Genomic DNA, 17,997 nt, shown 5'->3' on the forward strand with positions numbered 1-17,997 from the left:
CTGCCGCTGCCGTCGCCGGAGAGGACGTACCGAGACCGTGTTCGTCGCGTGGAGAGACCTGAGGTTCGCCAAGGGGCGTTTCGCCCTGATGGGGAGCGTCATCGTATTGATCACCCTGCTGGTCGGGCTGCTGTCCGGACTGACGGCCGGGCTGGGCCGGGAGAACGTCTCGGCGATCACGGGGCTGCCCGCCGACAGGATCGCGTTCCAGGCTCCCGACGGCGGCCGGGACCTGTCGTACGCGGACTCCACCGTCACCGAGGCGCAGTGGGAGCAGTGGTCCGAGGCGCCGGGTGTCGAGAGCGCCGAGCCGCTGGGGATCGCCACGGCCAAGGGCGCCGCCGGGGAGCGGAGCGCCGCTCTGTCCGTGTTCGGCGTCCGGCCGGGCTCCCGCCTCGCACCGGACGGCGACCGGATCGGCGGCGGTGCGGTGGTCCTGTCCGCCGCGGCCGCCGACGACCTCGCCGTGCACGTCGGCGATCTCCTCACGGTGGCAGGCCGACGGCTTCACGTGGCTGCCGTCTCGGGCGACGCCTCCTTCAGCCACACCCCCGTGGTCTGGGCGGACCTGGACGTCTGGCGGAGGATCGCGCCGCCCTCCGACGGCGAGAAGGGCCCCACGGCCACCGTCATCGCCCTGGCCACCACCTCGGCCGCCGACATCCGGACCACCGACGAGCGGACCGGCACCAGGACGGTGTCCACCGGCGACTCGCTGTCCGCCATCGGTTCCTACACCTCCGAGAACGGCTCCCTGCAACTGATGCGCGCTCTTCTCTTCGCCATCTCCGCCCTCGTCGTCGGGGCCTTCTTCACCGTGTGGACCGTCCAGCGCGGCGGCGACGTCGCCGTCCTCAAGGCCCTGGGCGCCTCCACCGCGGCTCTCCTCAAGGACGCACTGGGCCAGGCGGTCGTCCTGCTCGCGGGCGGCACGCTGCTCGGCACCGGCATCGCCGCCGCCGTGGGGGCTCTGGTGGCCGGGTCGGACGTGCCGTTCCTCCTCACGCCCGCCACCGTCCTGATCCCGGCGGCGGTGATGATCGTCCTCGGTCTGTCGGGAGCCGCCCTGTCCATCCGCCGCATCACCTCCGTCGACCCGCTGACCGCTCTGGGGAGCGCACGATGAGCTTGATCCTGACCGACGTCACCCTCACCTACCCCGACGGTGACTCACGCCTCACCGCCCTCAGCGGGGTCAGCCTGGAGGTGCCCAGGGGCAGCGTGACGGCCGTGGTCGGACCGTCCGGTTCGGGCAAGTCCAGCCTGCTGGCCGTCGCCGCCACCCTGATCCGTCCGGACTCCGGGACCGTCACCCTCGACGGGGCCCGCGTCACCGGCCTGTCCCGCGGCGAACTGACCGCTCTGCGCCGCCGCGGGATCGGCATCGTCTTCCAGCAGCCCAACCTGCTGCCGTCCCTGACGGCGGCCGAGCAACTCCAGGTCATGGCCCGGATCGACGGTCGCAGCGCCCGCGCCGCGCGGGACCGGGCGAGGGAACTGCTCGACGCGGTCGGCCTCGCGGACCGGGCCGACCGGCGGCCCCACGAGCTCTCCGGCGGCCAGCGTCAGCGCGTCAACATCGCCCGCGCCCTGATGAACGAGCCCACCCTCCTCCTCGTGGACGAGCCCACCAGCGCCCTCGACCACGAGCGCGGGAGCAGTGTGATCGACCTGATCGCCCGGCTCACCCGGCGGCGCGGCACCGCGACCGTCGTGGTCACCCACGACCACACCCACCTCACCGCCGCCGACCGTGTCGCCGAGATCCATGACGGGCGCCTGCGTCTGCGCGCGGAGCGCGGCTGAGTCCGCGCCTCCGGATGGGGCCGCACTGCCGCGGGGCGGGGGCTCCGTCTCGCGGGGGGGGGCCTTACGCCGGTCGGCACAGCCGAGAGGCAAGCATGCGAGCGCCAGCCCAGGTGAGCGCGTACGCGCCACGGGCCGTCAGCTCGTCAGACGCACGCGCCCCACGAGTTCGTCGCCGTCGGCAACGAGCTCCGTCCCGATGCCGGCCATGAGAGCCCGCACCGCGCTGTTCTGCGGCGTCGTGCTCACATAGACCTCATCGCACCCGCTCGCGCGGGCCCGGTCCAGCAGAAGCTCCAGCACGGCGGAGCCCACGCCGGTGCCCCGGTGGGACCGTCCGATCCACACCCCGGCCTCGACCGTCCCGTCCCGGTCCTCCACCGGGCACAGCCGTGCCGCTCCCACGACGCGCCCGGACACGGCGATGACGAAGGTGGTCTCCACCGGATGCGCCGACAGCGACCGCGACTCGTGGAAGCGCACGAACGCCGACCGGCGCTCGGTCGTCCATCCGCCCGGCCCCGGCACGGGCGGCATCACCTCGAGCGGATCGGCGTCCTCGACGGCGGCGTGCAGCAGATCCTGGAGGCGGGCGCGGTCGAGGGGGTGCAGCGTGACGTCGGATCGCATGCCCGCATGGTGTCACGGGGTCCACGAGCGCTCCTCGTGCGTGTCGCAGGTGACGTCCGGCCGCGGCCGGTCGGAGGCTGACGGCATGACCGATCCGATGAAAGATCCCCGCTTCCTCCAGGATCCCTATCCCGCCTACGCGGCCATACGTTCCACCTGCCCGGTGCAGCCCGTGCCCGGGCCGGACGGACACATCGGCTACCTGGTCACCGGCTACACGGAGGCCAGGGAGGCGCTCGGCGACGCGCGGCTGTCGAAGGACACGGCCGCGTTCTTCGCGGGCAAGACGTCCCGGCGACGCCTGCACCCTGCGGTGGCGCACACCATGCTGGCCAGCGACCCGCCCCGGCACACTCGCCTGCGCGCGCTGGTGACCAAGGCGTTCACGACGGGTGCCGTCACACGGCTGCGCCCGTTCATCGCCCGCGTCACCGACGAACTGCTGGACCGATGGCCCGTGGGCGAACCCTTCGACCTGGTGGACGGCCTGGCGGCGCCCCTGCCGGTCCTCGTGATCTGCGAACTCCTCGGCGTACCGGAGGAGGACCGGGCCGACGTCCGGCGTTGGTCCGCGCAGTTGTTCACGGCCGGAGAGCCCGAGGTCATCGACGCGGCCTCGCATGCCGTAGCCGGCTACATGACGGACCTCATCGCCGCCAAGCGCCGGGAGCCCGGTGACTGTCTACTGGACCGGCTCATCCGCGCCCGCGACGCGGAGGATCGGCTGAGCGAGGACGAACTGGTCTCCCTGGCCGCGCTGTTGCTCGTCGCGGGACACGAGACCACCACCGACTTCCTCGCGAACGCCGTGCTGGCGCTGTTGCGACACCCCGCCGAACTCGACGGGCTGCGCAGCGATCCGCGCGAGGTGCCGGGCGCGCTGGACGAACTGCTCCGGTTCGACTCCCCTGTCAGCACCGCCACGTTCCGTTTCACCACGGAGGCCCTCGGTCTCGGTGGCATCGACATCCCGGCCGGTGTCCCGGTGCTGGTCGCGCTGGGTGCCGCCGATCGCGATCCGAGGCGGTTCCCGGAGCCGGACCGGCTCGACCTGGACCGGGACGCCTCCGCTCATCTCGCCTTCGGTCACGGCATCCACCGCTGTGTCGGCGCGCCCCTGGCCAGGGCAGAGACGGAGATCGCCCTGCGAGCGGTCCTCACCCGGTTCCCCACGATCCGGCTCGCCGTGACCCCGGACCAACTGGCGTGGCGCCGCACCCGTCTCCTACGCGGACCGGCCGCACTACCGGTCCTGGTGTGACCGGCCGGCCAGAGCGCGCGGCGCCCGTTCCCGCGCGGCGGGCAGAGCGCCGGGCCCAGCGACATCTTGACGCCTCGCCCACCTCTTCGTCAGTCGGCGATGAGGCCACTTGGTTCCTCTCCGCGATACGGCATCCATCGATAGCCGGGCTGGAACACCTCGTAGTCAGCTCTCAGGTCAAGTTCCGCATAGAGCTCTTCACAGAGCACGAGCCCGTGGATGCTGCCGTCGTTCAATTCATCTGACCACTCGCGCCTGAGCTCACCGGGGTCAAGGAAGGATTCCGGATCCCAGCCGACCTTCGCGGCAACGAATCCGCGCAACTGCGCAAGCAGGTCGTAGAGTTGATGCCCCAGTTCGGTCAACTCCGCTGCGCTGAGCGGCAACCGTGAGAGGCCGCCGTCCAAGGCACTACGCCAACTCACCGCCGCCTGAAGGATCGACAGCTCGAAGCATGAGCCCACCTTCGCCATCAGCGGCCGGTGGAGAGGAATACGGTGGGCGTCCGCGCGAAGCACACGTTGCTTCGTCTCGACCTGGGCTGCTACCTGTGCCGCCTCGGCGTCGTCCCCGAAGTTCACTACCAGCTCGAAACAGATCGCCACAGTTCTTCTGCCTTCCAGCGCCACGGCCCAACACAGGCCGCGTTTAGGTACGTTCTGAGGATGCCATCCTCAATTCCGCCGCCTACCGACTGACCACGAGATCACATAGGCCTAGGAGCTCTCCGGCCGATCATGTGACGCTTACTCTTGGCTCGTGATTGATCACGGTATTGCTCTGCCCCACTATCGCCTCCATGTTGTTCCTGCCGTCGTGGCCCTGGCCAGCCCGACATGGCAGCGAGAGGTGTGGCTCGATCCGGATCAGTTCGAGGACCTCAACTACATCGTGCATGTGCTCTTCGACGACTTCTGCGATGCGGACAACCCGTCGCCCTGGCTGGGGCAGTGCCTACGCAGCGAGGAGGAAGTTGAGCTGATGGCAGGGGTTGGTACCGCCTACAGCGCGGTGCAGAAGTCGGTCGGCGCCGCTGCGCGCGACGAGGCTTGTCTGGTCTCACCGGGCTGGTCCGCTGTCGTCGCCGCAGCGGCCCGGTTGGCTCAGGTGCTGGTGTCCAATGATCTCTCGGCGTTGAGCAAGCTGCATGACGCCGGCTACCGCTGGCCGCTCGGCGCCGAGTCGCTTGCGTCCGAGACGGATGACCCGCACGGCGAATCATGACCGCAGCCAGATGACCAGGCCCGCAGCGGTGACCGTTTCGAGGAAGACATAGCCGTGCTTGTCGTACCGCGTTGCCACGGCCCGGGAGTTCTTCAATCGATTGATGGCTCGTTCGACGGTGTTGGTCGAGATCGGGCTCTGGCTCGCCCCCGTCAGGCGTTCACTCACTGCCCTGTTGCGTCGGCTACTGGGATGATCGCTGCTCCCCCCAGCCGAGGAGGACGGGTTCCGGATGAGTAGTTGGTCGCCGAGGGTCGAGGCGGTGCTGAAGGCCTCGGGGTGGACGCCTGGGCGGAGGGTGGACACGTCCCGCTGGCGATCCCTGTTCGAATCGGTCGGCCTGTCCATGCACGACGCTGCGCAAGCCTTCCTGCAAGAGTTCGGCGGTCTGACGGTGAACGTCAGCGGACCAGGGATCAGCTGTGCGCGCACGCCGTTCGAGCTTGACCCTGAGCTGGCCTGGGGTGAGGAGGACCGATTCGCGCAGTGGGGCGAGGCGATCGGGCGCCGTCTCTACCCGCTCGGCGAGCTGGACCACGGTCGGTTCTTCCTGGGCATCGACGAAGCCGGCGTCGTCCATCTCGTCGAAACGTGGGTTGCCGGCTTCGGACCGATGCCTCACGCCATGGAGAACCTGGTCCTCGGCGTGGCTCCTCGCCGAATCGACGACGGGGGCGAGTGACGGCACGGTCATCCTGACGTGCCCGGTCAGTGCCGAGGACCGGTGACCCTCCGGCGTGTCCGGTCGATCTCGCGAGTATTGCCTTGCTGATGACGGGCTCATCGCCCGCTCCCCCGGTCGGCTCTTGCGATTTCGCAGGAGTGGGGTTCGCCCGGGGACGTTCAGTCAGTCGATGTCGGGGCGCTGCTCGGTCGCGGTGTCGTAGGCGGCGCGAGCCTCCGCGATGGCGGACCGGTGACGCTCGGCCCAGCCCACCAGTCCGGTCAGTGAGTCGTGGAGTTCACGGGCCATGGGCGTGACGGTGTATTCGACCTTGGGCGGCACGGTCGGATACACGGTGCGGACGAGCAGTCCGTCCCGCTCCAGCCTGCGCAGGGTCAGGGTGAGCATCCGCCGGCTGATGCCGTTGATGGAGCGTTCGAGTTCGGTGAAGCGGACCGGGCCGTGGGCGGCCGCGATCAGGATCCCGATGCTCCACTTGCCCGCCACACGGTCGAGCACCTCGGTGACCGGGCAGGCCTCGTCCCTCAGCGCTTCGGTAACACGGATGTGACCGCGTGACATGAAAGTGCCTCCTTCCGACGACCGGCAAGGCTGTCGATGATGACTGCTGTCACACGTCGTGAACCAAGGGGGATCACATGTCCGTTCGTGCTCTCGTCGTCGATCCGACCGCGCCCGCCGCCGTCCGTCTCGCCGCGGTCTGCGACCCCACGCCCGGTCCGGGTCAGGTCCTGGTGGCCGTCTCCCACGCCTCGTTGAACTACGGCGACCTCAACGACGCCCGTTCAGGGCGGGTCCCGGAGGGCGCGGTGCTCGGTTCGGACTCCGCCGGAGTGGTCGTCCAGGCCGCAGCCGATGGAAGCGGACCGGCGGTAGGCACCCGGGTGGTGGCCCTGACCTCAGGAGCGTTCGCCGAGCGCGTGGCGATCGACGTGGGTGCGCTCGCCGAGGTGCCGAAGGCGTTGGACCTGGCGCGGGCGGTGGCCCTGCCGGTCGCCGGAGTGGCGGCGCTGCGCTCACTGCGGGCCGCCGGACTCGGACCCGACAAGACGGTGTTGGTCACCGGAGCCTCCGGCGGGGTCGGCCGGTTCGCCGTCCAACTGGCGGCGCGGGCGGGTGCCCACGTGATCGCGTCCGTCGGCTCGGCAGCGCGCGGGAAGGGGCTCGCCGAGGCCGGCGCCGACGACGTCCTGATCGGACTGGAGGGCCTGCGACGACCGGTCGACGTGGTGATCGACAGCGTCGGCGGACCCCAGCTGGTCGCGGCTTGGAACCTGCTCAGCCCCGGAGGCAGCGTGCAGAGCGTCGGCTGGACCTCCGGGGAGGCCGCGGTCTTTCCGCCGTACGCGACCGTCGGCCCGGCCAAGTCGCTGACCTCCTTCGTCATCGAAGGCGACGTCGGCGCGGACCTGGCGGTTCTCACCGAGCTGGCCGCCGAGGGTGCCCTCACCGTCGAGATCGGCTGGCAAGGGTCCTGGGACCGCTTCAACGAGGCCTCCAGGGCCCTGCGTGAACGCCGTGTCTCCGGAAAGGCAATCCTGACCGTGGCATGACTACGGCAAGGCTTGCGAGGGTGATGCGGCCCGGAGCCGAGGGCGAGGGCGAGCCCGACGACCGTCCGGTGGATCCTGGAGCGCACGGTTCGGACGACGGTTTCGTCCCCTCCGACGGGCACAACGACGCGGTCGGCGTGGGACGAGACAGGTCGACTCGGTGCGTCGGGACGAAAGGCCGGAGCCGGCCCGTGGGGACCCGTAGGACACCGCGGTGGGGTCCTCGCTCGCGCGAGGCCCCACGACGGGATCAGACGGTGAGGACGAGCTTGCCCTGGAGGTGACCGGCGTCGAGCAGCCGGTGTGCCTCGGCGACGCGCTCGAACGGGAACGTCTCCTGCACGTGGACCCGGAGCCTGCCCTGTTCGACGAGTTCGACGAGACCTCGCAGGGCGTCCGGATCGGGTTGGACCGCGATGCCGCTGAAGCGCATGCCGGCCGCCTCGTACCTGGCGATGAGCTCCGCATCCTCCTCGGCGACCGCCGTCACCAGGTGACCGCCCGGACGCAGCACTTCGAGCGACCGCTCGACGGTGTCGCCGCCGATCGTGTCGAGCACGACATCGATGTCGCGGACCGCGTCGGTGAAGTCGACCGCCGTGTAGTCGACCACCTCGTCGGCGCCGAACTCCTCGACGAACGTCCGCTTGCTTCCGCCTGCGGTGGTGATCACGTACGCGCCGAGCGCTTTCGCGATCTGGATCGCCACGTGGCCGACCCCGCCGCCACCGCCGTGGACCAGGACGCGGTCGCCCTCCTTCACGCCGCCGAGGTCGACGAGGCCCTGCCACGCCGTCAGCCCGACGACCGGCAGCGCCGACGCCTCGACGTGCGAGAGCGACGCCGGCTTGCGTGCCAGGTGCAACGCCGGCGCCGACACCACCTCGGCGTAGGCGCTCGCCGCCCGCGGGAACAGCGGCATCCCGAACACCTCGTCGCCGGGCCTGAACCGCCACGTCCCCGGTGCTTCCTCGACCACACCGCTGATGTCCCAGCCCAGAATGAACGGCGGCCGGCCGATCAGCGGGAACTCGCCGGCCCGCAGGCGCGCCTCCAGCGGGTTCAGACCGATGGCCTTGACGCGGACGAGAACCTCGGTCGGAAAGGGCTGGGGCTCGGGCGCGTCCACGACGGTGAGCACCTCGGGACCGCCGAGCGTCTGCTGGGTGATGACTCGCATGACTCTCCTGGTTCTGGAAGGGGAGAAGGCCCAGGCTATGAATCCGATAGGAACCGGCAGGTACCTTCCGCGCAGGTACCTTTGGCGCCATGAGCGGTTTCGGTCCCGGGGACTCCTTTCTCGCCGACTGTCCGGCGCGTCTTGCGGTCGAGCTGATCGCCGACAAGTGGACGGTGGTCGTGCTCTACGGCCTCAGCAGGGGCCCGGTGCGGCATGGCCAGCTGATCGAGTTGATCGGCGGCATCTCCCGCAAGATGCTCACCCAGACGCTTCGACGGCTCGAGGCGCATGGACTCATCCGCCGCCACGCGTACGCCGAGGTGCCGCCCCGCGTCGAGTACGAGCTCACCCCGCTCGGGGCGACGCTGATCGATCCGATCCACATGCTGACCGAGTGGGCGAGGGCGAACGGCGACGCAGTGCTCGACGCGCTCGACTCCGCCCCCGAGCCGGTCGCCCAGAGCGACTGAGGTCCCCTGGGGACAGCCCTTCCGGCATCCACGACTGAGCGGGACAGGACAGCTGCCGCCTTCTGGGTTTCGTCGTTGCCCCGCAGCGTCCCCTTCAGCGCGGCCGATGAGTTTTCGGCTCCCGTCCGGTCCAAGCTCGTGACACCTCAGGAAGGAATACCGCCATGTCAGAGCTTCTCGTCGACTTCATCACCTCCCTGGACGGCTGTGCGTCGGGAGAGGGGTGGCCCGGGTTCTGGGGCCTGGAGGGCCCGGAGTACCTCGCATGGCTCGGCACACAGCCCAAAGCCACGTACCTGATGGGAACGAACACCTACCGTCTGATGTCGGGGTTCGCCGCAGGCGAGGTCCCGAGTGGTCAAGCGGAGTTCCGGCCCGAGGAGGAGGCGTCCGTCGACGAGCTCACGCAAGCGACCAAGATGGTGTTCTCCTCCTCACTCGAGGAGCCGCTGACGTGGGCCAACGCTACGCTCGTCCGAGACGACGCCGTCAAGGCGGTCCGCGCCCTCAAGGCGAGCGGCTCGGGGCTCCTCAGCACCATCGGCAGCCTCAGTCTCTCCAAATCCCTGCTCGAAGCCGGACTCGTCGACCGCTTCCGGGTGGTGATGTTCCCGGTGATCACCGGGGCCACCGGCGAGGAACGCATCTACGACGGCTATCCCGACGTCGCCCTCGAAATGATCGACCACCGTACCTTCGACGGCCGCATTCAGCTGGTCGAGTACAAGCCCCGAGTGCTCGAACACCCGCCGCTGGGTGCACCTGCGTGACCTGACCCTGTCCGCCGGCGGGGACGGCAGCGGGCCGGCGGGTGGCTCAGGCATCCCTGTGCCGCAGCTGCCACGTCCCGGCCGCTACGGCCGTCGCCGTCCACGCGGCGGTCACGGCGAGACCCGCCCAGGGGCCCAACGTCCCCTGCCACGTGCTGTGGAGCACTACTTGGCCGGCTCGGTCGGGGAGCAGGTCCGCCATGTTGCCGCTCATGTCGCCGACCACGAAGGACACGATCAGCAGGAACGGAACGAGGATGCTCAATGCGGCTGTCCCGCTCCGCAGCACGGCCGTCAGGCCCGCCGCGAGCAGTGCCATCAGGGTCAGGTAGGCGGCGCAGCCCAGTGCGCCGCGCAGACAGTCGGCCGTGCTCAGGGCGTCCGCCTTCTCGCCCAGCACCGCGCTGCCCACGGCGACCGTGACCAGTCCGGTGGCCAGACCGACGGTCAGTACGGGCAGGGCGATCGCCGTGAGCTTGGCCGCGAACCAGATGCCCCGGTGCGGCACGGCGGCCAGCGACAGGCGCAGTGCGCCGCCCCGGAACTCGCTCGAGACGGCTGTCGTGGCGAAGGCCATCGCCGCGATCTGGCCGAAGTTCACGCCGAAGAGGGCGGAGAAGAGCGGGTCGAGGTCATCGCCGTCCGTGGCGGTCTCGGTGCCTGCCGAGAACGCGGAGAGCGCCGAGAACACGACGGTGGCCGACAGCATCGCGCACAGGGCGCCGACCAGCGAGCGCAGCGTCCGGATCTTGATCCACTCGGCGTGCAGTGCGGGCGTGAATCCCATGGTCAGGCCTCCTGGGTGCGGGCCGTGAACTCCGCTTCGGCGGCGGTCAGGTCGAGGTAGGCCTGTTCCAGCGTGCCTTCCTGCGCACTCAGTTCGAGCAGGGGGACGCCGGCGTCGGACAGGAGGCGGCCGATGTCGTCCACGCGTGCGTGGTGCACCGTCCAGTGCCCGTCCTCGTGTTCCTCCGCGTCGTGGCCGTGGCGGTCGAGCACGCTCTTGAGGGCGGTGGGGTCGGTGGTACGGATGCGTACGTGCGGTCGCACACGCGCGTCGATGAAGTCCCGCAGCGGGGTGTCGGCCAGCAGGCGGCCCCGGCCGAGGACGACGAGGTGGTCGGCGAAGGAGGCGGTCTCGTTCATGAGATGGCTGGAGACCAGTACGGTCCGTCCCTCCGCGGCGAGCCGTTTGAGCAACGCGCGGATCCAGACGATGCCTTCGGGGTCCAGGCCGTTGGACGGCTCGTCGAGGAGCACCACTTGGGGGTCGCCGAGCAGGGCGGCGGCGATGCCGAGGCGTTGGCGCATGCCCAGGGAGTAGGTCCGTACCCGGCGCCGCGCGGCCGGTGCGAGGCCGGTCTCCGTGAGCACGTCCTCGACCCGGCGGACCGGGATGCGGTTGCTCGCCGCCAGGGCCCGCAGATGATCGCGTCCCGTGCGCGAGCCGTGCGCGGCCTGCGCGTCGAGCAGCGCGCCCACGTGTCGCAGGGGTTGGCGCAGGCCGGTGTAGGCCTGGCCTCCGATGGTGGCGGTGCCGGCGGTGGGTCTGTCCAGGCCGAGGAGGAGGCGCAAGGTGGTGGACTTGCCCGCGCCGTTGGGGCCGAGGAAGCCGGTGACGCGACCCGGCCGCACGCTGAACGTGAGGCGGTCCACGGCCCGCCGGGGCCCGTGTTCCTTGGTGAGGTCTCGTACGTCGATGCTGGTCATGGCCCTCACTCTTGCCGCCGCGTGCGGCCCGGTCCTCCCTCTTCGGTGGGGACCGTCTCCCCCGCTCGGGGGAGGCCCGGTGTGCGTGCCGCCTGCGAGGATGGCCGGCATGGGCCGCCTGCTGCGCCCGCTGTGGCGGGGGACGACGTACACACGACTGCTGCATCTGTGGGTGCCGATGCTCGTCGTGAGCGTCTGGATGTTCATCGACCCGTCGAGACCGTGGGTCCCCGCGCTGGTCCTCGTGCCGGTCGGGCTGATCCCGGCGGTGCGGACGGGCGAGGGGGTCCAGGCCCGGCTGCTGCTCGTGGCGGGCGACTCGGACCCCGGCTTCTCCGTGGCACCGTCGGCGACCTGGCGGGGCAGGCTCCGCACGGTGCTGTGGCTGGAGGTGCGGATGGTCCTGGGCGCGGCAGCGGCGTTCGCCTGCGTCTGGTTGCCCACCCTGGCCTACGACTTGGCCGTCGGCGCGGGCGGGCCGGTTCCGGTCGGTCTGCCCGGGCCGCGCGGGGCGGCTCCGCGCTGGTGGACGGCACTGCTCGTCCCGCTTCCCCTTCTCGCCCTGTACGGCGCCGTGGTGGGCCTGGGTCGGTCGGTGACCGTCGTCGCGCGCGGGTTGCTGGGTCCGTCGGCCGTCGAGCGGCTCGCCGCCCTGGAGGAACGGACGGAGCAGTTGCTCGAACGCAACCGCATCGCGCGGGAGTTGCACGACTCCATCGGGCATGCGCTGACGGTCGCGGTGGTGCAGGCGGGAGCGGCGCGGGCGGCGGGAGACGCGAAGTTCACCGATCGGGCCCTGGCGGCCATCGAGGAGAGCGGCCGGTCGGCTCTCGCGGATCTGGAGCGGGTGCTCGGCGTGCTGCGGGAGTCCGGACGGCCGGTGAGCGAGAGTCCGACCCTGACGGGGGCCGACCGGCTGCTGGAGTCGGCGCGGGCGTCCGGGGCGAAGGTCGACGCCGAGGTCAGCGGGCCGCTGGAGACCGTCCCGGGGCCGGTGTCGCGGGAGGGCTACCGCATCCTCCAGGAGGCGCTGACCAATGTGCTGCGGCATGCGGGGCCGGTCCCGGTGCGGGTCCGCGTCGCGGTTGCCGGCGATCTTCTGTATCTGGAGGTGCGCAACCCGTCGACGGCCCGCATTCCCGGCCCGGGGCGGGGCAGCGGGCTGCGGGGCATACGGGAGCGGGCCGCCCTGCTCGGCGGGCGGGCGTCCACCGGGCCTCACGAAGGGGACTGGAGGGTGCGGGCGGAGCTGCCCCTGCGCTGATCTACGCTGGCCGGATGCCGGTCACCGTACTCCTCGTCGACGATGAACCCCTGGTGCGGATGGGGCTGCGCGCGGTGCTGGAGGCGCAGCCCGACATCAGGGTCGTCGGGGAAGCGGCCGATGGGGCGGCGGTGATCCCGCTGGTGCGGCAGCTGCGACCGGACGTGGTCGCGATGGACGTACGCATGCCGCTGATGGACGGCATCGAGGCCACCCGCGCGGTGCTGCGGTCGGTCGCCGAGCCGCCGAAGATCCTCGTCGTGACGACCTTCGAGAGTGACGAGTACGTCTACGAGGCGCTGCGCGCGGGCGCGAACGGGTTCCTGCTGAAGCGGGCCCGGGCCGCCGAGATCGTGCACGCGGTGCGCTTGGTCGCCGAGGGCGATTCGCTGCTCTTCCCGGCGTCGGTGCGGCAGCTGGCCGCCGAATACGGCGACCGCGGTGGGAATGCGGCAGCCCAGGACACTTTGAGGAGGGCCGGGTTGACCGAGCGGGAGTCCGAGGTGCTGCGATTGATGGCACGCGGGATGTCGAACGCGGAGATCGCCGCCCGGCTCGTCGTCGGGACGGAGACGGTCAAGTCGCATGCCGGCGCCGTCCTGGCGAAGCTCGGGGCACGCAACCGGACCCAGGCGGTCATCACGGCGTACGAATCGGGGTTCGTCGCGCCGGGGTGAGAGGGCGCTCCTGGCGGACGGGGCCCTGGACCAGGCACGGCGGTGCGGTACGACGACGTCGGCCGGGCACCCACCGCGGTCCGGACCCGCTCGGCGTCCGTCACCTGCCTGCGCGGCATTGTGTGCGGGGCCGGTGTAGCGTCCTTGGCATGGACTCTCGTATCACTGTTGAGCGTGCTCAGCGCCTCAGGCAGCTGCACGCCGAGTACAAGCCGCTCGTACTGCCGACCGTCTGGGACGTGTGGTCCGCGCGGACGGCGGCCTCTCTCGGTTTCCCCGCGCTGACGATCGGCAGTCATCCGCTCGCCGACTCCCGGGGAGCCGACGACCACGAGGGGCAGACTTTCGAGGAGGTGCTCGCCGCCGTCAGGCCGATCATCGCGGCCGTCGACGTCCCGGTGTCCGTGGACCTGGAGGCCGGATACGGGCACAAGCCCGCGGATCTCATCGCCGGGCTCATCGAGGTCGGCGGCGCCGGTCTCAACATCGAGGACACCGTCCACTCGGACGGGGGCCGCGTGCGCAGTACCGAGGAGCACGCGAGCTACATCGGCGGCCTGCGCGCGGCGGCGGACGACGCGGGAGTCCCGATCTGGGTGAACGGACGCACCGACCTCTTCATCCACGCGCCGAGTGCTTCCGGCGTCCTCGACGAGGCGATCGAGCGACTGCGAGCCCTGGAGCAGGCCGGCGCCGACAGCGTCTACCCGGTGGGTATCCAGGACGACGACGAGCTGCTCACGGCGGTGACCGGCGCCGTCGCCGTCCCGGTGAACTCCACGGCCCATCCCGTCAAGCACGACCTCGAGCGCTTCCGTCGCCTCGGTGTCGGCCGGGTCACCTACGGGCCGCTGCTCCAGTTCGCGATGTCGGATGCGATGAAGGACATGCTCGGTCCCTGGACTCCGTGAGGAACCGCCCGGGACACCCCCGCGGGAGCGGAGGTGTCCCGGGCGGGACGGGAGAGTTCCCACGTCTTCACGGCGGTTACTTCACCTGTGGCCTGTCACCCGTCACCTGTTCCTCCTGCTGAAGACGAACAGGGCGACGCCCACCAGCACGAGGAATCCGACGGTGAACCAGAGGGCCGACTGTCCGTCCCGCAACGGGGGCGGGGCAGCGAGAGACCACATCACCCCTGCCCCTTCTTCCTGCTGAGCAGACTCACCGGCACGCACAGCGCTCCACCCGCGACGAGCAGCCATCCGAACGCGGTGGCCGGGCCCCCTGAGGAGAGCGCCAGCAGAAGGACACCGCAGACCAGCGCCAGCATGCCGAAGAGGAGGATCTGGCGCCCTCTTCCCGGTTGGATCATCTCGTTCTCCCTGTTCGGAACCGTGGTTGCCGGAGCAGGACGACGCCTGCTCCGGCAACCACGATCGGTCCGTTCCTCAGCTCTTGTACGTGGCACCGATGTACGTGCCCGCCGCCGCGCCGATCGTCATGCAGAAGGGGAGCGCGGGGACGGCACCCGGTCCGGTGAACGCCGCGGCTCCGGCTTCGCAGAGCCCCGTGATACCGATGTCCGCGATCATGGCCGCGGTCGCCTTCTCGGCCGCGCCCGTTCCGCCGGTGAACCCCTCGTAGAGGATGGTCGCGACGCCGAGCCCGTCCCCGATGCCTCCCAGGCTGAACAGCCCGTCGGGGTCGATGCGGTTGACGGGGTCGCCTTCGGCGTACAGGTACGGGTTCTGTTCCCGGCCCGAGGGGTCGGGCTGGGTGAACCGGCCTGTGTTGGCGTCGTAGTAGCGGGCCTTCAGGTGGTAGAGGCCGGTCGGGTCCTGGTAGTTCCCGGCGAAGCGGTAGGGCTGGGCGACCGGTTCGGAGGACTGCGCCAGGATGCGCACGCCACGAGGGCTGTAGGCGTAGGTGTCGACCTTGTTGCCGTCCTCGTCCGCCAGACCGATCACGCTGCCGATGGCGTCGGTGAGGTAGAAGTACGTCTTGCCCCCGGTCGTCATGGAGTTCAACGTGCCCCCGGGTTCCCGGTTGAAGCCCATGTCCGTGCCGGCTGTCGTCTTCGCCGACAGGCCCAGCGGTCCGTTGTGGAAGAACGTGTCGCCGAGCCTGATGCGTTCGCGCTGATCGGTCGAGCCGTACTGGCCCGCGTACGTCTTGCCGCCGACGGTGATCGACGTCATCTGCGAGTGGTCGGACCAGGTCTCGCCGGTGCGGAGGTAGTCGTCGGTGGAGGCGCCGGCGGTTTCGTTGCCGACGGCGTCGTAGGACCAAGTGCCCGTCGTGGTGGACTTGTTCGTGAGCTGCTGGGCGTCGTTGTAGGTGTAGGTGGTGCCGCGCGGGCAGCCGGGGTCGGTGCCCTGGGAGGTGAGGTTGCCGGCCAGGTCGTAGCAGTACTGCCAGGAGTCGGCGATCGCGCCCGCCTTCTCCTCCTTGGCATAGGAGAAGCGGCCCGCGCCGTCGTAGGTGTACGTCCGCTTCAATCCCGTGACGCCGTCGGTGCTGGTGCGGATCTTGTTGCCGTCGGTGGCGCTGCCGGTGCCGTATCCGTAGGTGTAGGCCAGGTTCACCAGGGTGCCCTGATCCGAGGTGACCTTGAGGGACTTCGGCCGGCTGGACTTGTCGACCTCGACCGTCTGGACCGTGCCGCCGGGGTACGTGGTGGTCCTGCGGACGTCGTTGTTGTCGTACGTGTACGACGTGACCCGGCCCTGGGAGTCCTTGAGTTCCTTGAGCTTGTCGACCTCGTTCCACGTGTAGGTGACCGTGCCGGCGGGGTCCTGGTAGGAGTCCACGTTGCCGGCCGCTGTGTAGGACAGCAGGGTCTGGGAGCCGTCCTGGAGGTGGCGGACCGTCTCGCGCTGCAACGGGTCGAACTCGTAGGAGACGGTGCCGGTGTTGTCGGAACGCTGCCTGAGGTTGCCGTCGCCGTCGTACCAGTACTCGACCTTCACCGTGTTCGGCGAGGTGACGGTGCGGATGCGGTCGAGGTTGTCGTAGGTGTAGGTGACCGTGACGCCGCGGGCGTCGGTGACGGTCCTGGTGCGGCCCAGGTCGTCGTAGGTGTACGTCGTCCTCCCCAGGGGCGCCGGCGCCTTGGCCCATTCCAGGTTGCCCTTGGCGTCGTAGTGGAAGTCCGTCTGCACCGTCTTGGAGGAGGACATCTTCGTCTTCTGCGCGCAGCGCTGGCCCTCGAAGCCGCCGCAGGAGGCGGTGGCGGGGTTGTGGTCGTAGGAGACGCTGCCGCCGCCGGTGCCGGTCTGCGCGACCGTCTTGGTGTTGCCGGCCGTGTCGTAGGTGAAGGCGGTCTTCTCACCGTCGGGGTCGGTGGAGTCCTTGGGTACGTCGCCGCCGGCGATGGTCTGCCAGGTGTTCACCGTGGCCCCACCGGTGGGCAGGGTGGCGGTCTTGAGGTTGTTGCGGCTGTCGAAGCCGTAGTCGGTGACGTTGCCCGGAGTGGTACCGGAGCCCATCGCGTCGGTGGCGGTGTCGATGTTGTGGTTGACGTCGAACTTGGTGGACCGCTGGTGGCCGAGCGCGTCGGTCACCTCGGTGACCTGGCCGTCGCCGTCGTGCGCGTACTTCGTGGCGTGGTTCTCCGGGTCGGTGGCGGTGGTCGTGCCGGCGGCGGTCGCGGAGTCACCGGTGTAGCCGTAGGTCCAGGTCGGTCCGGTGTGGCCGTCACTGTCGAAGCCGGTGCCGCGCAGCATGGAGGTGACACGGTCGGCGTCGTCGTACGTGAAGACCGTCACCCTCCCCTCCGCGGTGGTGATCTTGTCGATGCGGCCCGAGGTGTCATGACGGAAGGTCACCGTCTTGCCCTCGGTGTCCGTGGTGGTGGCCAGGTTGCCCGCGCCGTCGAGGCCGAACACGGCGGTGCGGCCGGTGTTGTCCTTGGCCTGCCACTGCGAGGCGTCCGTCCTCAGCAGGTCGATCCAGCGCCCCGAGCGCGTCTCGGTCAGCTTGAAGCCCTTGTGCTCGCCGCCCTCGTCGTGCTGGGTGACCGTGATCGTGCCCTTGTTGCGGTCGGTGGCCTTCGTCAGCGTGCCGTTGGCGTCATAGGTGTCCGACGCCCCCGACTTCCACTTCGTCAGCGTGTAGGTGCCGTCCGCGTTCTTCTTCAGGTCCTCCGACCAGCCCTTCGGCGTGGTGAAGGAGCCGTCGCTGTGCTTGGTGAAGCGGACCGTGGCGCCGGAGGCGTCGTAGAGGACCGCCTCGGTGGAGGACAGGTGCAGATAGCGCTCGTACTGCTGCCACCAGCGCTGCGAGACCTTCCCCCACGGTGCGTCCAGCGAGTTGTACGTCCGCGCGAGCGTCAGGCGCTGTCCCACACCGGCGATGTCGAAGTCGGTGGCCGTCAGCATCAGATTGCCGGTCGAGTAGTCGATCTTCGCCGTCAGGGCGTCGGTGACGGCGAAGCTGGTGTACCGGTGCCAGGGCACGTCACCCTGCCCCTCCGGCACGAGGGAGGTCGCCGAGGTGTCGGCCGCGCCGCTGCGGGGCCCGGCTTTCGCGGACGGTGTGCCCTCGGCGTGCTCGCGCTGCTCCCGCAGCCAGGACGCGTACGCCTCGTCGGTCGGATTCCGCGAAGGTTCGGTCTTCACGGGCCGGTTCGAGCCGACTTTCACCGCCGGCACTTCGAAGTCGGGGCCGCCCGGGCCCCAGACGGAACCGGGCTTGGTGTCGTCGGCGACCGCGAAGGCGGTCGGCAGCGCCGACAGGGCCAGCGTCGCGGAGACCATGACCGCCGAGGCGGCGAGAGCGGCTGACCTTCTGCGGGCACGCCGAAAGGGCATGCCGAAGGCACGC

The 17,997-nt window shown here is 70.3% G+C and carries 20 protein-coding genes and 1 pseudogene; 11 read left to right on the forward strand and 10 right to left on the reverse strand.

Annotation, left to right across the window (positions count from 1 at the left end; genetic code table 11):
* Positions 1–37: 37 nt before the first annotated feature.
* Both Saso_RS23370 and Saso_RS23375 read left to right on the forward strand, forming a co-directional pair.
* Positions 38–1,126 (forward strand): ABC transporter permease, encoded by a 1,089-nt coding sequence (locus Saso_RS23370; RefSeq protein ID WP_189922034.1) that lies wholly within the window; start codon positions 38–40, stop codon positions 1,124–1,126.
* Positions 1,123–1,806, forward strand: coding sequence for an ABC transporter ATP-binding protein (locus Saso_RS23375; RefSeq protein WP_189922032.1), 684 nt, complete (start codon positions 1,123–1,125; stop codon positions 1,804–1,806). The genes Saso_RS23370 and Saso_RS23375 overlap by 4 nt, the downstream gene beginning before the upstream one ends.
* Before the next feature lie 138 nt (positions 1,807–1,944).
* Here Saso_RS23375 and Saso_RS23380 read toward each other — a convergent pair whose 3' ends face one another.
* Complete coding sequence (locus Saso_RS23380) at positions 1,945–2,436, reverse strand: GNAT family N-acetyltransferase (protein WP_189922030.1); 492 nt, start codon at positions 2,434–2,436, stop codon at positions 1,945–1,947.
* Positions 2,437–2,521: 85 nt separating this feature from the next.
* On the opposite strand from Saso_RS23380, the gene Saso_RS23385 reads away from it, so the two are divergent.
* Positions 2,522–3,697, forward strand: a complete 1,176-nt coding sequence (locus Saso_RS23385) for a cytochrome P450 family protein (RefSeq protein ID WP_189922028.1) — start codon at positions 2,522–2,524, stop codon at positions 3,695–3,697.
* Positions 3,698–3,786: 89 nt separating this feature from the next.
* On the opposite strand, the gene Saso_RS23390 is transcribed toward Saso_RS23385, so the two are convergent.
* A complete protein-coding gene (locus tag Saso_RS23390; protein WP_189922026.1) occupies positions 3,787–4,326 on the reverse strand; it encodes a hypothetical protein in 540 nt (179 codons plus the stop codon).
* A 130-nt stretch (positions 4,327–4,456) separates the two neighbouring features.
* Here Saso_RS23390 and Saso_RS23395 point away from each other — a divergent pair, with 130 nt between their 5' ends.
* Positions 4,457–4,921, forward strand: coding sequence for an SCO4402 family protein (locus tag Saso_RS23395; RefSeq protein WP_229901274.1), 465 nt, complete (start codon positions 4,457–4,459; stop codon positions 4,919–4,921).
* Here Saso_RS23395 and Saso_RS23400 read toward each other — a convergent pair.
* A pseudogene (locus Saso_RS23400) lies at positions 4,916–5,044 on the reverse strand (IS5/IS1182 family transposase); the annotation flags it as partial. The gene Saso_RS23395 and the pseudogene Saso_RS23400 overlap by 6 nt on opposite strands.
* Before the next feature lie 109 nt (positions 5,045–5,153).
* Here Saso_RS23400 and Saso_RS23405 point away from each other — a divergent pair.
* Positions 5,154–5,603, forward strand: a complete 450-nt coding sequence (locus tag Saso_RS23405; RefSeq protein WP_189922024.1) for an SUKH-3 domain-containing protein — start codon at positions 5,154–5,156, stop codon at positions 5,601–5,603.
* A 165-nt stretch (positions 5,604–5,768) separates the two neighbouring features.
* On the opposite strand, the gene Saso_RS23410 is transcribed toward Saso_RS23405, so the two are convergent.
* Complete coding sequence (locus Saso_RS23410) at positions 5,769–6,167, reverse strand: winged helix-turn-helix transcriptional regulator (RefSeq protein WP_189922022.1); 399 nt, start codon at positions 6,165–6,167, stop codon at positions 5,769–5,771.
* 77 nt (positions 6,168–6,244) lie between these two features.
* Between Saso_RS23410 and Saso_RS23415 the strand changes: the two genes are divergently transcribed.
* Positions 6,245–7,159 carry a zinc-binding dehydrogenase gene (locus Saso_RS23415; protein WP_189922020.1) on the forward strand — a complete coding sequence of 305 codons (915 nt, stop codon included), beginning with the start codon at positions 6,245–6,247 and terminating at the stop codon, positions 7,157–7,159.
* 250 nt (positions 7,160–7,409) lie between these two features.
* Here the strand turns inward: Saso_RS23415 and Saso_RS23420 are convergent, their stop codons facing one another.
* Positions 7,410–8,339, reverse strand: coding sequence for an NADP-dependent oxidoreductase (locus tag Saso_RS23420; RefSeq protein WP_189922018.1), 930 nt, complete (start codon positions 8,337–8,339; stop codon positions 7,410–7,412).
* Positions 8,340–8,428: 89 nt separating this feature from the next.
* Here Saso_RS23420 and Saso_RS23425 point away from each other — a divergent pair, with 89 nt between their 5' ends.
* Both Saso_RS23425 and Saso_RS23430 read left to right on the forward strand, forming a co-directional pair.
* The gene (locus tag Saso_RS23425) at positions 8,429–8,809 is read left to right on the forward strand and encodes a winged helix-turn-helix transcriptional regulator (RefSeq protein WP_189922016.1); all 381 of its coding nucleotides are present in this window, start codon (positions 8,429–8,431) and stop codon (positions 8,807–8,809) included.
* Between the two features lie 164 nt (positions 8,810–8,973).
* Positions 8,974–9,579, forward strand: coding sequence for a dihydrofolate reductase family protein (locus tag Saso_RS23430; protein ID WP_189922014.1), 606 nt, complete (start codon positions 8,974–8,976; stop codon positions 9,577–9,579).
* Between the two features lie 46 nt (positions 9,580–9,625).
* Here the strand turns inward: Saso_RS23430 and Saso_RS23435 are convergent, their stop codons facing one another.
* Entirely contained in the window at positions 9,626–10,366 is a 741-nt protein-coding gene (locus Saso_RS23435; RefSeq protein WP_189922012.1) for an ABC transporter permease subunit, read from the reverse strand.
* A gap of 2 nt (positions 10,367–10,368) precedes the next feature.
* Positions 10,369–11,289, reverse strand: coding sequence for an ABC transporter ATP-binding protein (locus Saso_RS23440; RefSeq protein ID WP_189922010.1), 921 nt, complete (start codon positions 11,287–11,289; stop codon positions 10,369–10,371).
* Positions 11,290–11,398: 109 nt separating this feature from the next.
* On the opposite strand from Saso_RS23440, the gene Saso_RS23445 reads away from it, so the two are divergent.
* The 3 genes from Saso_RS23445 (at position 11,399) to Saso_RS23455 (ending at position 14,141) form a co-directional block, all read left to right on the forward strand.
* Positions 11,399–12,553, forward strand: coding sequence for a sensor histidine kinase (locus Saso_RS23445; protein WP_189922004.1), 1,155 nt, complete (start codon positions 11,399–11,401; stop codon positions 12,551–12,553).
* Between the two features lie 14 nt (positions 12,554–12,567).
* Complete coding sequence (locus Saso_RS23450; protein ID WP_189922002.1) at positions 12,568–13,230, forward strand: response regulator transcription factor; 663 nt, start codon at positions 12,568–12,570, stop codon at positions 13,228–13,230.
* A 149-nt stretch (positions 13,231–13,379) separates the two neighbouring features.
* Positions 13,380–14,141: an isocitrate lyase/PEP mutase family protein gene (locus Saso_RS23455; protein WP_189922000.1), complete on the forward strand. Its 762-nt coding sequence runs from the start codon at positions 13,380–13,382 to the stop codon at positions 14,139–14,141.
* Between the two features lie 102 nt (positions 14,142–14,243).
* Here Saso_RS23455 and Saso_RS23460 read toward each other — a convergent pair whose 3' ends face one another.
* The 3 genes from Saso_RS23460 to Saso_RS23470 all read right to left on the reverse strand — a co-directional run bounded on the left by Saso_RS23460 (position 14,244) and on the right by Saso_RS23470 (position 17,930).
* Entirely contained in the window at positions 14,244–14,363 is a 120-nt protein-coding gene (locus Saso_RS23460; protein ID WP_229901273.1) for an LPXTG cell wall anchor domain-containing protein, read from the reverse strand.
* Positions 14,363–14,545: a hypothetical protein gene (locus Saso_RS23465; RefSeq protein ID WP_189921996.1), complete on the reverse strand. Its 183-nt coding sequence runs from the start codon at positions 14,543–14,545 to the stop codon at positions 14,363–14,365. Before Saso_RS23465 ends, Saso_RS23460 begins: the two co-directional genes overlap by 1 nt.
* Before the next feature lie 76 nt (positions 14,546–14,621).
* Entirely contained in the window at positions 14,622–17,930 is a 3,309-nt protein-coding gene (locus Saso_RS23470) for an RHS repeat-associated core domain-containing protein (RefSeq protein WP_189922201.1), read from the reverse strand.
* Positions 17,931–17,997 lie beyond the last annotated feature (67 nt).

Source organism: Streptomyces asoensis (assembly GCF_016860545.1).
Taxonomy (GTDB): Bacteria; Actinomycetota; Actinomycetes; order Streptomycetales; family Streptomycetaceae; genus Streptomyces; species Streptomyces asoensis.